Annotated in this window: 2 protein-coding genes (1 of these 2 cut by a window edge); both read left to right on the top strand. The window is 54.5% G+C overall.

Annotation, left to right across the window (positions count from 1 at the left end; all coding sequences use genetic code 11):
* Positions 1–40 precede the first annotated feature (40 nt).
* Positions 41–13,945: an Ig-like domain-containing protein gene (locus HYN49_RS00140; RefSeq protein WP_108902235.1), complete on the top strand. Its 13,905-nt coding sequence runs from the start codon at positions 41–43 to the stop codon at positions 13,943–13,945.
* Positions 13,906–15,116, top strand: the start of a protein-coding gene (locus HYN49_RS00135) for an Ig-like domain-containing protein (protein ID WP_245892305.1). It continues 16,489 nt past the right edge of the window; the window shows 1,211 of its 17,700 coding nt (coding positions 1–1,211); its start codon is at positions 13,906–13,908; its stop codon lies off the right edge, out of view. Before HYN49_RS00140 ends, HYN49_RS00135 begins: the two co-directional genes overlap by 40 nt.

Below are 15,116 nucleotides of genomic sequence, written 5' to 3'. Positions count from 1 at the left end.
TAGCTGCAAATGATACGGCGAACGTTACAGAGACCAATCGGTGAATATCCGGTACTTGCAAAGATACTTCGGACCTGACGGACCATCAACCGGAGCGATCGTGATTGCCACGCCGGCTGCGAACGGAACGGCTACCGTGAACAACAACGGTACACCGAACGACCCGACAGACGATACGATCGACTATACCCCGAATGCTAACTTCAACGGATCGGACTCGTTCACCTATACCATCACCGATTCAAACGGCGATACTTCGACCGCTACGGTGAACGTGACGATCGCCCCTGATGCGCCTGGCACTGACGTGCCTGTAGCTTCAAATGATACGGCGAACGTTACAGAGGACCAATCGGTGAACATCCCGGTACTTGCAAACGATACGTTCGGACCTGACGGCCCATCGATCGGAGCCATTACCATTGCTACACCTGCCACTAATGGTACGGCTACCGTAAACAACAACGGAACGCCGAACGACCCGACCGACGATACGATCGACTATACCCCGAATGCGGACTTCAACGGATCGGACTCGTTCACATACACCATCACCGATTCAAACGGCGATACTTCGACCGCTACGGTGAACGTTACCATCGCCCCTGATGCCCCTGGCACTGACGTGCCTGTAGCTTCAAATGATACGGCGAACGTAACAGAGGACCAATCGGTGAACATCCCGGTACTTGCAAACGATACGTTCGGACCTGACGGACCATCAACCGGAGCGATCGTGATTGCCACGCCTGCTGCAAACGGAACGGCTACCGTGAACAACAACGGTACACCGAACGACCCGACAGACGATACGATCGACTATACCCCGAATGCGGACTTCAACGGATCGGACTCGTTCACATACACCATCACCGATTCAAACGGCGATACGTCAACTGCGACAGTGAACGTGACCATCGCCCCTGATGCGCCTGGCGTTGACAGCCCATTGGCTGTCAATGATACGGCGAACGTAACGGAAGACCAATCGGTAAACATCCCTGTACTTGCCAATGATACCTTCGGACCTGACGGACCATCAACCGGAGCGATCGTGATTGCTACGCCAGCTGCGAACGGAACCGCGACCGTAAACAACAACGGAACGCCGAACGACCCGACAGACGATACGATCGACTATACCCCGAACGCGAACTTCAACGGATCGGACTCGTTCACATACACCATCACCGATTCAAACGGTGATACATCTACAGCTACGGTGAATGTGACGATCGCCCCTGATGCCCCTGGTACTGACGTGCCTGTAGCTGCAAACGATACGGCGAACGTTACAGAGGACCAATCGGTGAATATCCCGGTACTTGCAAACGATACGTTCGGCCCTGACGGCCCATCAGCATTTGCCATTGCAATTGCTACGCCAGCCGCGAACGGAACGGCGACCGTAAACAACAACGGTACACCGAACGATCCGACAGACGATACGATCGACTATACCCCGAATGCTAACTTCAACGGATCGGATTCGTTCACCTACACCATCACCGATTCAAACGGCGATACTTCGACCGCTACGGTGACCGTTACCATCGCCCCTGATGCCCCTGGCACTGACGTGCCTGTAGCTTCAAATGATACGGCGAACGTTACAGAGGACCAATCGGTGAATATCGCTGTACTAGCCAACGATACGTTCGGACCTGACGGACCATCAACCGGAGCGATTACCATTGCCACGCCTGCTGCGAACGGAACGGCTACCGTAAACAACAACGGTACACCGAACGACCCGACAGACGATACGATCGACTATACCCCGAATGCTAACTTCAACGGATCGGACTCGTTCACATACACCATCACCGATTCAAACGGTGATACGTCAACTGCGACAGTGAACGTGACCATCGCCCCTGATGCGCCTGGCACTGACGTGCCTGTAGCTTCAAATGATACGGCGAACGTTACAGAGGACCAATCGGTGAATATCGCTGTACTAGCCAACGATACGTTCGGACCTGACGGACCATCAACCGGAGCGATTACCATTGCCACGCCTGCTGCGAACGGAACGGCTACCGTAAACAACAACGGTACACCGAACGACCCGACAGACGATACGATCGACTATACCCCGAATGCTAACTTCAACGGATCGGACTCGTTCACATACACCATCACCGATTCAAACGGCGATACGTCAACCGCTACGGTGAACGTTACCATCGCCCCTGATGCCCCTGGCACTGACGTGCCTGTAGCTGCAAATGATACGGCGAACGTTACAGAGGACCAATCGGTGAACATCCCGGTACTTGCCAATGATACCTTCGGACCTGACGGACCATCAACCGGAGCGATCGTGATTGCTACGCCGGCTGCGAACGGAACGGCTACCGTGAACAATAACGGAACACCGAACGACCCGACAGACGATACGATCGACTATACCCCGAATGCTAACTTCAACGGATCGGACTCGTTCACCTATACCATCACCGATTCAAACGGCGATACTTCGACCGCTACGGTGAACGTGACCATCGCCCCTGATGCGCCTGGTACTGACGTGCCTGTAGCTGTAAATGATACGGCGAACGTTACAGAGGACCAATCGGTGAATATCGCTGTACTTGCAAATGATACCTTCGGACCTGACGGACCATCAACCGGAGCGATCGTGATTGCCACGCCAGCTGCGAACGGAACGGCTACCGTGAACAACAACGGTACACCGAACGACCCGACAGACGATACGATCGACTATACCCCGAATGCGGACTTCAACGGATCAGACTCGTTCACCTATACCATCACCGATTCAAACGGCGATACTTCGACCGCTACGGTGAACGTGACGATCGCCCCTGATGCGCCTGGTACTGACGTGCCTGTAGCTGCCAACGATACGGCGAACGTAACGGAAGACCAATCGGTAAACATCCCTGTACTAGCCAACGATACGTTCGGCCCTGACGGACCATCAACCGGAGCGATCGTGATTGCCACGCCAGCCACTAATGGAACCGCTACCGTAAACAACAACGGAACACCGAACGACCCGACAGACGACACGATCGACTATACCCCGAATGCTAACTTCAACGGATCGGACTCGTTCACATACACCATCACCGACTCAAACGGTGATACTTCGACCGCTACGGTGAACGTTACCATCGCCCCTGATGCGCCTGGTACTGACGTGCCGGTAGCAGCCAACGATACGGCGAACGTTACAGAAGACCTGTCGGTGAATATCCCGGTACTTGCAAACGATACGTTCGGCCCTGACGGACCATCAGCATTTGCCATTGCAATTGCCACGCCAGCCACTAATGGAACCGCTACCGTAAACAACAACGGAACACCGAACGACCCGACAGACGACACGATCGACTATACCCCGAATGCTAACTTCAACGGATCGGACTCGTTCACATACACCATCACCGACTCAAACGGTGATACTTCGACCGCTACGGTGAACGTTACCATCGCCCCTGATGCGCCTGGTACTGACGTGCCTGTAGCTGCAAACGATACGGCGAACGTTACAGAGGACCAATCGGTGAACATCCCGGTACTTGCAAACGATACGTTCGGCCCTGACGGCCCATCAACCGGAGCGATCGTGATTGCTACGCCAGCCGCGAACGGAACGGCTACCGTGAACAACAACGGTACACCGAACGACCCGACAGACGATACGATCGACTATACCCCGAATGCTAACTTCAACGGATCGGACTCGTTCACCTATACCATCACCGACTCAAACGGCGATACTTCGACCGCTACGGTGAACGTGACCATCGCCCCTGATGCGCCTGGCACTGACGTGCCTGTAGCTTCAAATGATACGGCGAACGTAACAGAAGACCAATCGGTGAACATCCCGGTACTTGCCAATGATACCTTCGGACCTGACGGCCCATCGATCGGAGCCATTACCATTGCTACACCTGCCACTAATGGTACCGCTACCGTAAACAACAACGGAACGCCGAACGACCCGACCGACGATACGATCGACTATACCCCGAATGCTAACTTCAACGGATCGGACTCGTTCACATACACCATCACCGATTCAAACGGTGATACGTCAACTGCGACAGTGAACGTGACCATCGCCCCTGATGCGCCTGGCACTGACGTGCCTGTAGCTTCAAATGATACGGCGAACGTTACAGAGGACCAGTCGGTGAATATCCCGGTACTAGCCAACGATACGTTCGGACCTGACGGACCATCAACCGGAGCGATCGTGATTGCCACGCCTGCTGCGAACGGAACGGCTACCGTGAACAACAACGGAACACCGAACGATCCGACCGACGATACGATCGACTATACCCCGAATGCGGACTTCAACGGATCAGACTCGTTCACCTATACCATCACCGATTCAAACGGTGATACTTCGACCGCTACGGTAAGCGTGACCATCGCCCCTGATGCGCCTGGCACTGACGTGCCTGTAGCCTCAAATGATACGGCGAACGTTACAGAGGACCAATCGGTGAACATCCCGGTACTAGCCAACGATACGTTCGGACCTGACGGCCCATCAACCGGAGCGATCGTGATTGCCACGCCGGCTGCGAACGGAACCGCGACCGTAAACAACAACGGAACGCCGAACGATCCGACCGACGATACGATCGACTATACCCCGAATGCTAATTTCAACGGATCGGATTCGTTCACCTATACCATCACCGATTCAAACGGTGATACGTCAACTGCGACAGTGAACGTGACCATCGCCCCTGATGCGCCTGGCACTGACGTGCCTGTAGCTTCAAATGATACGGCGAACGTTACAGAGGACCAATCGGTGAATATCGCTGTACTAGCCAACGATACGTTCGGACCTGACGGACCATCAACCGGAGCGATTACCATTGCCACGCCTGCTGCGAACGGAACGGCTACCGTAAACAACAACGGTACACCGAACGACCCGACAGACGATACGATCGACTATACCCCGAATGCTAACTTCAACGGATCGGACTCGTTCACATACACCATCACCGATTCAAACGGCGATACGTCAACCGCTACGGTGAACGTTACCATCGCCCCTGATGCCCCTGGCACTGACGTGCCTGTAGCTGCAAATGATACGGCGAACGTTACAGAGGACCAATCGGTGAACATCCCGGTACTAGCCAATGATACCTTCGGACCTGACGGACCATCAACCGGAGCGATCGTGATTGCTACGCCGGCTGCGAACGGAACGGCTACCGTGAACAATAACGGAACACCGAACGACCCGACAGACGATACGATCGACTATACCCCGAATGCTAACTTCAACGGATCGGACTCGTTCACCTATACCATCACCGATTCAAACGGCGATACGTCAACTGCGACAGTGAACGTGACCATCGCCCCTGATGCGCCTGGTACTGACGTGCCGGTAGCCTCAAATGATACGGCGAACGTTACAGAAGACCAATCGGTGAATATCGCTGTACTTGCAAATGATACCTTCGGACCTGACGGACCATCAACCGGAGCGATCGTGATTGCCACGCCAGCTGCGAACGGAACGGCTACCGTGAACAACAACGGTACACCGAACGACCCGACAGACGATACGATCGACTATACCCCGAATGCGGACTTCAACGGATCAGACTCGTTCACCTATACCATCACCGATTCAAACGGCGATACTTCGACCGCTACGGTGAACGTGACGATCGCCCCTGATGCGCCTGGTACTGACGTGCCTGTAGCTGCCAACGATACGGCGAACGTAACGGAAGACCAATCGGTAAACATCCCTGTACTAGCCAACGATACGTTCGGCCCTGACGGACCATCAACCGGAGCGATCGTGATTGCCACGCCAGCCACTAATGGAACCGCTACCGTAAACAACAACGGAACACCGAACGACCCGACAGACGACACGATCGACTATACCCCGAATGCTAACTTCAACGGATCGGACTCGTTCACATACACCATCACCGACTCAAACGGTGATACTTCGACCGCTACGGTGAACGTTACCATCGCCCCTGATGCGCCTGGCACTGACGTGCCTGTAGCCTCAAATGATACGGCGAACGTTACAGAGGACCAATCGGTGAACATCCCGGTACTAGCCAACGATACGTTCGGACCTGACGGCCCATCAACCGGAGCGATCGTGATTGCCACGCCGGCTGCGAACGGAACCGCGACCGTAAACAACAACGGAACGCCGAACGATCCGACCGACGATACGATCGACTATACCCCGAATGCTAATTTCAACGGATCGGATTCGTTCACATACACCATCACCGATTCAAACGGTGATACGTCAACTGCGACAGTGAATGTGACGATCGCCCCTGATGCCCCTGGTACTGACGTGCCTGTAGCCTCAAATGATACGGCTAACGTAACAGAGGACCAATCGGTGAATATCCCGGTACTTGCAAACGATACGTTCGGCCCTGACGGACCATCAACCGGAGCGATCGTGATTGCTACGCCTGCTGCGAACGGAACGGCTACAGTGAACAACAACGGAACGCCGAACGACCCGACAGACGATACGATCGACTATACCCCGAATGCTAACTTCAACGGATCGGACTCGTTCACATACACCATCACCGATTCAAACGGCGATACTTCGACCGCTACGGTGAACGTGACGATCGCCCCTGATGCCCCTGGCACTGACGTGCCTGTAGCCTCAAATGATACGGCTAACGTAACAGAGGACCAATCGGTGAATATCCCGGTACTTGCAAACGATACGTTCGGACCTGACGGACCATCAACCGGAGCGATCGTGATTGCCACGCCTGCTGCAAACGGAACGGCTACCGTAAACAACAACGGAACGCCGAACGACCCGACCGACGATACGATCGACTATACCCCGAATGCGGACTTCAACGGATCGGACTCGTTCACCTATACCATCACCGATTCAAACGGCGATACTTCGACCGCTACGGTGAACGTGACCATCGCCCCTGATGCGCCTGGTACTGACGTGCCTGTAGCTTCAAATGATACGGCGAACGTTACAGAAGACCAATCGGTGAACATCCCGGTACTTGCAAACGATACCTTCGGACCTGACGGACCATCAATCGGAGCCATTACCATTGCCACGCCTGCCGCGAACGGAACAGCCACAGTGAACAACAACGGAACGCCGAACGATCCGACAGACGACACGATCGACTATACCCCGAATGCGAACTTCAACGGATCGGACTCGTTCACCTATACCATCACCGATTCAAACGGTGATACTTCGACCGCTACGGTGAACGTGACCATCGCCCCTGATGCGCCTGGCACTGACGTGCCTGTAGCTTCAAATGATACGGCGAACGTAACAGAAGACCAATCGGTGAACATCCCTGTACTAGCCAACGATACGTTCGGACCTGACGGACCATCAGCATTTGCCATTGCAATCGCTACGCCAGCCGCGAACGGAACGGCTACCGTAAACAACAACGGAACGCCGAACGACCCGACAGACGATACGATCGACTATACCCCGAATGCTAACTTCAACGGATCAGATTCGTTCACCTATACCATCACCGATTCAAACGGCGATACGTCAACCGCTACGGTGAACGTGACCATCGCCCCTGATGCGCCTGGCACTGACGTGCCTGTAGCTTCAAACGATACGGCGAACGTTACAGAGGACCAATCGGTGAATATCCCGGTACTTGCCAATGATACCTTCGGACCTGACGGACCATCAACCGGGGCAATCGTGATTGCTACGCCGGCTGCGAACGGAACGGCTACCGTAAACAACAACGGTACACCGAACGACCCGACCGACGATACGATCGACTATACCCCGAATGCTAACTTCAATGGATCGGATTCGTTCACCTATACCATCACCGATTCAAACGGCGATACGTCAACTGCGACAGTGAATGTGACGATCGCCCCTGATGCGCCTGGCACTGACGTGCCTGTAGCTTCAAATGATACGGCGAACGTTACAGAAGACCTGTCGGTGAATATCCCGGTACTAGCCAATGATACGTTCGGCCCTGACGGACCATCAACCGGGGCAATCGTGATTGCTACGCCTGCTGCGAACGGAACGGCTACCGTAAACAACAACGGTACACCGAACGACCCGACCGACGATACGATCGACTATACCCCGAATGCGGACTTCAACGGATCAGACTCGTTCACCTATACCATCACCGATTCAAACGGTGATACTTCGACCGCTACGGTAAGCGTGACCATCGCCCCTGATGCGCCTGGCACTGACGTGCCTGTAGCCTCAAATGATACGGCGAACGTTACAGAGGACCAATCGGTGAACATCCCGGTACTAGCCAACGATACGTTCGGACCTGACGGCCCATCAACCGGAGCGATCGTGATTGCCACGCCGGCTGCGAACGGAACCGCGACCGTAAACAACAACGGAACACCGAACGACCCGACCGACGATACGATCGACTATACCCCGAATGCGAACTTCAATGGATCGGATTCGTTCACCTATACCATCACCGACTCAAACGGCGATACTTCGACCGCTACGGTGACCGTGACCATCGCCCCTGATGCGCCTGGCACTGACGTGCCTGTAGCTTCAAATGATACGGCGAACGTTACAGAGGACCAGTCGGTGAATATCCCGGTACTAGCCAACGATACGTTCGGACCTGACGGACCATCAACCGGAGCGATCGTGATTGCCACGCCTGCTGCGAACGGAACGGCTACCGTGAACAACAACGGAACACCGAACGATCCGACCGACGATACGATCGACTATACCCCGAATGCGGACTTCAACGGATCAGACTCGTTCACCTATACCATCACCGATTCAAACGGTGATACTTCGACCGCTACGGTAAGCGTGACCATCGCCCCTGATGCGCCTGGCACTGACGTGCCTGTAGCCTCAAATGATACGGCGAACGTTACAGAGGACCAATCGGTGAACATCCCGGTACTAGCCAACGATACGTTCGGACCTGACGGCCCATCAACCGGAGCGATCGTGATTGCCACGCCGGCTGCGAACGGAACGGCTACCGTAAACAACAACGGAACGCCGAACGATCCGACCGACGATACGATCGACTATACCCCGAATGCTAATTTCAACGGATCGGATTCGTTCACATACACCATCACCGATTCAAACGGTGATACGTCAACTGCGACAGTGAATGTGACGATCGCCCCTGATGCCCCTGGTACTGACGTGCCTGTAGCCTCAAATGATACGGCTAACGTAACAGAGGACCAATCGGTGAATATCCCGGTACTTGCAAACGATACGTTCGGCCCTGACGGACCATCAACCGGAGCGATCGTGATTGCCACGCCTGCTGCGAATGGAACAGCCACAGTGAACAACAACGGAACGCCGAACGACCCGACCGACGATACGATCGACTATACCCCGAATGCGGACTTCAACGGATCGGACTCGTTCACATACATCATCACCGATTCAAACGGCGATACTTCGACCGCTACGGTGAACGTGACGATCGCCCCTGATGCCCCTGGCACTGACGTGCCTGTAGCCTCAAATGATACGGCTAACGTAACAGAGGACCAATCGGTGAATATCCCGGTACTTGCAAACGATACGTTCGGACCTGACGGACCATCAACCGGAGCGATCGTGATTGCCACGCCAGCCGCGAACGGAACGGCTACCGTAAACAACAACGGAACGCCGAACGACCCGACCGACGATACGATCGACTATACCCCGAATGCGGACTTCAACGGATCAGATTCGTTCACCTATACCATCACCGATTCAAACGGCGATACGTCAACCGCTACGGTGAACGTGACCATCGCCCCTGATGCGCCTGGCACTGACGTGCCTGTAGCTTCAAATGATACGGCGAACGTAACAGAAGACCAATCGGTGAACATCCCGGTACTTGCCAATGATACCTTCGGACCTGACGGACCATCAACCGGGGCAATCGTGATTGCTACGCCGGCTGCGAACGGAACGGCTACCGTAAACAACAACGGTACACCGAACGACCCGACCGACGATACGATCGACTATACCCCGAATGCTAACTTCAACGGATCGGATTCGTTCACCTATACCATCACCGATTCAAACGGCGATACGTCAACCGCTACGGTGAACGTGACCATCGCCCCTGATGCGCCTGGCACTGACGTGCCTGTAGCTTCAAATGATACGGCGAACGTTACAGAAGACCTGTCGGTGAATATCCCGGTACTAGCCAATGATACGTTCGGCCCTGACGGACCATCAACCGGGGCAATCGTGATTGCTACGCCTGCTGCTAACGGAACGGCTACCGTAAACAACAACGGTACACCGAACGACCCGACCGACGATACGATCGACTATACCCCGAATGCGGACTTCAACGGATCAGACTCGTTCACATACACGATCACCGATTCAAACGGCGATACGTCAACCGCTACGGTGAACGTTACGATCGCCCCTGATGCGCCTGGTACTGACGTGCCTGTAGCTTCAAATGATACGGCGAACGTTACAGAGGACCAATCGGTGAATATCGCTGTACTTGCAAACGATACCTTCGGACCTGACGGACCATCAACCGGAGCGATCGTGATTGCCACGCCAGCTGCGAACGGAACGGCTACCGTGAACAACAACGGTACACCGAACGACCCGACAGACGATACGATCGACTATACCCCGAATGCTAACTTCAACGGATCGGACTCGTTCACCTATACCATCACCGATTCAAACGGCGATACTTCGACCGCTACGGTGAACGTGACCATCGCCCCTGATGCGCCTGGTACTGACGTGCCTGTAGCTGTAAATGATACGGCGAACGTTACAGAGGACCAATCGGTGAATATCGCTGTACTTGCAAATGATACCTTCGGACCTGACGGACCATCAACCGGAGCGATCGTGATTGCCACGCCTGCTGCAAACGGAACGGCTACCGTGAACAACAACGGTACACCGAACGACCCGACCGACGATACGATCGACTATACCCCGAATGCGGACTTCAACGGATCGGACTCGTTCACATACACCATCACCGATTCAAACGGCGATACGTCAACCGCTACGGTGAACGTTACCATCGCCCCTGATGCCCCTGGCACTGACGTGCCTGTAGCTTCAAATGATACGGCGAACGTTACAGAGGACCAATCGGTGAATATCGCTGTACTAGCCAACGATACGTTCGGACCTGACGGACCATCAACCGGAGCGATTACCATTGCCACGCCTGCTGCGAACGGAACGGCTACCGTAAACAACAACGGTACACCGAACGACCCGACAGACGATACGATCGACTATACCCCGAATGCTAACTTCAACGGATCGGACTCGTTCACATACACCATCACCGATTCAAACGGCGATACGTCAACCGCTACGGTGAACGTTACCATCGCCCCTGATGCCCCTGGCACTGACGTGCCTGTAGCTGCAAATGATACGGCGAACGTTACAGAGGACCAATCGGTGAACATCCCGGTACTTGCCAATGATACCTTCGGACCTGACGGACCATCAACCGGAGCGATCGTGATTGCTACGCCGGCTGCGAACGGAACGGCTACCGTGAACAATAACGGAACACCGAACGACCCGACAGACGATACGATCGACTATACCCCGAATGCTAACTTCAACGGATCGGACTCGTTCACCTATACCATCACCGATTCAAACGGCGATACTTCGACCGCTACGGTGAACGTGACCATCGCCCCTGATGCGCCTGGTACTGACGTGCCTGTAGCTGTAAATGATACGGCGAACGTTACAGAGGACCAATCGGTGAATATCGCTGTACTTGCAAATGATACCTTCGGACCTGACGGACCATCAACCGGAGCGATCGTGATTGCCACGCCAGCTGCGAACGGAACGGCTACCGTGAACAACAACGGTACACCGAACGACCCGACAGACGATACGATCGACTATACCCCGAATGCGGACTTCAACGGATCAGACTCGTTCACCTATACCATCACCGATTCAAACGGCGATACTTCGACCGCTACGGTGAACGTGACCATCGCCCCTGATGCCCCTGGTACTGACGTGCCTGTAGCTGTAAATGATACGGCGAACGTTACAGAGGACCAATCGGTGAATATCGCTGTACTTGCAAATGATACCTTCGGACCTGACGGACCATCAACCGGAGCGATCGTGATTGCCACGCCAGCTGCGAACGGAACGGCTACCGTGAACAACAACGGTACACCGAACGACCCGACCGACGATACGATCGACTATACCCCGAATGCGGACTTCAACGGATCGGACTCGTTCACATACACCATCACCGATTCAAACGGCGATACGTCAACCGCTACGGTGAACGTTACCATCGCCCCTGATGCCCCTGGCACTGACGTGCCTGTAGCTTCAAATGATACGGCGAACGTTACAGAGGACCAATCGGTGAATATCGCTGTACTAGCCAACGATACGTTCGGACCTGACGGACCATCAACCGGAGCGATTACCATTGCCACGCCTGCTGCGAACGGAACGGCTACCGTAAACAACAACGGTACACCGAACGACCCGACAGACGATACGATCGACTATACCCCGAATGCTAACTTCAACGGATCGGACTCGTTCACATACACCATCACCGATTCAAACGGCGATACGTCAACCGCTACGGTGAACGTTACCATCGCCCCTGATGCCCCTGGCACTGACGTGCCTGTAGCTGCAAATGATACGGCGAACGTTACAGAGGACCAATCGGTGAACATCCCGGTACTTGCCAATGATACCTTCGGACCTGACGGACCATCAACCGGAGCGATCGTGATTGCTACGCCGGCTGCGAACGGAACGGCTACCGTGAACAATAACGGAACACCGAACGACCCGACAGACGATACGATCGACTATACCCCGAATGCTAACTTCAACGGATCGGACTCGTTCACCTATACCATCACCGATTCAAACGGCGATACTTCGACCGCTACGGTGAACGTGACCATCGCCCCTGATGCGCCTGGTACTGACGTGCCTGTAGCTGTAAATGATACGGCGAACGTTACAGAGGACCAATCGGTGAATATCGCTGTACTTGCAAATGATACCTTCGGACCTGACGGACCATCAACCGGAGCGATCGTGATTGCCACGCCAGCTGCGAACGGAACGGCTACCGTGAACAACAACGGTACACCGAACGACCCGACAGACGATACGATCGACTATACCCCGAATGCGGACTTCAACGGATCAGACTCGTTCACCTATACCATCACCGATTCAAACGGCGATACTTCGACCGCTACGGTGAACGTGACGATCGCCCCTGATGCGCCTGGTACTGACGTGCCTGTAGCTGCCAACGATACGGCGAACGTAACGGAAGACCAATCGGTAAACATCCCTGTACTAGCCAACGATACGTTCGGCCCTGACGGACCATCAACCGGAGCGATCGTGATTGCCACGCCAGCCACTAATGGAACCGCTACCGTAAACAACAACGGAACACCGAACGACCCGACAGACGACACGATCGACTATACCCCGAATGCTAACTTCAACGGATCGGACTCGTTCACATACACCATCACCGACTCAAACGGTGATACTTCGACCGCTACGGTGAACGTTACCATCGCCCCTGATGCGCCTGGTACTGACGTGCCGGTAGCAGCCAACGATACGGCGAACGTTACAGAAGACCTGTCGGTGAATATCCCGGTACTTGCAAACGATACGTTCGGCCCTGACGGACCATCAGCATTTGCCATTGCAATTGCCACGCCAGCCACTAATGGAACCGCTACCGTAAACAACAACGGAACACCGAACGACCCGACAGACGACACGATCGACTATACCCGAATGCTAACTTCAACGGATCGGACTCGTTCACATACACCATCACCGACTCAAACGGTGATACTTCGACCGCTACGGTGAACGTTACCATCGCCCCTGATGCGCCTGGTACTGACGTGCCTGTAGCTGCAAACGATACGGCGAACGTTACAGAGGACCAATCGGTGAACATCCCGGTACTTGCAAACGATACGTTCGGCCCTGACGGCCCATCAACCGGAGCGATCGTGATTGCTACGCCAGCCGCGAACGGAACGGCTACCGTGAACAACAACGGTACACCGAACGACCCGACAGACGATACGATCGACTATACCCCGAATGCTAACTTCAACGGATCGGACTCGTTCACCTATACCATCACCGACTCAAACGGCGATACTTCGACCGCTACGGTGAACGTGACCATCGCCCCTGATGCGCCTGGCACTGACGTGCCTGTAGCTTCAAATGATACGGCGAACGTAACAGAAGACCAATCGGTGAACATCCCGGTACTTGCCAATGATACCTTCGGACCTGACGGCCCATCGATCGGAGCCATTACCATTGCTACACCTGCCACTAATGGTACCGCTACCGTAAACAACAACGGAACGCCGAACGACCCGACCGACGATACGATCGACTATACCCCGAATGCTAACTTCAACGGATCGGACTCGTTCACATACACCATCACCGATTCAAACGGTGATACGTCAACTGCGACAGTGAACGTGACCATCGCCCCTGATGCGCCTGGCACTGACGTGCCTGTAGCTGCCAACGATACGGCGAACGTAACGGAAGACCAATCGGTGAACATCGCTGTACTTGCAAACGATACGTTCGGACCTGACGGCCCATCAACCGGAGCGATTACCATTGCTACACCTGCCACTAATGGTACCGCGACCGTAAACAATAACGGTACACCGAACGATCCGACAGACGACACGATCGACTATACCCCGAATGCTAACTTCAACGGATCAGACTCGTTCACATACACGATCACCGATTCAAACGGTGATACGTCAACTGCGACAGTGAACGTTACGATCGCCCCTGATGCGCCTGGTACTGACGTGCCGGTAGCAGCCAACGATACGGCGAACGTTACAGAAGACCTGTCGGTGAATATCCCGGTACTTGCAAACGATACGTTCGGCCCTGACGGCCCATCAGCATTTGCCATTGCAATTGCTACGCCAGCCGCGAACGGAACGGCTACCGTAAACAACAACGGTACACCGAACGACCCGACCGA

The sequence above is a fragment of the Flavobacterium pallidum genome, from assembly GCF_003097535.1.
Lineage (GTDB): Bacteria > Bacteroidota > Bacteroidia > Flavobacteriales > Flavobacteriaceae > Flavobacterium > Flavobacterium pallidum.
Note: the sequence above shows the minus strand (reverse complement) of the source record. Positions and strands in the feature narration are given on the sequence as shown.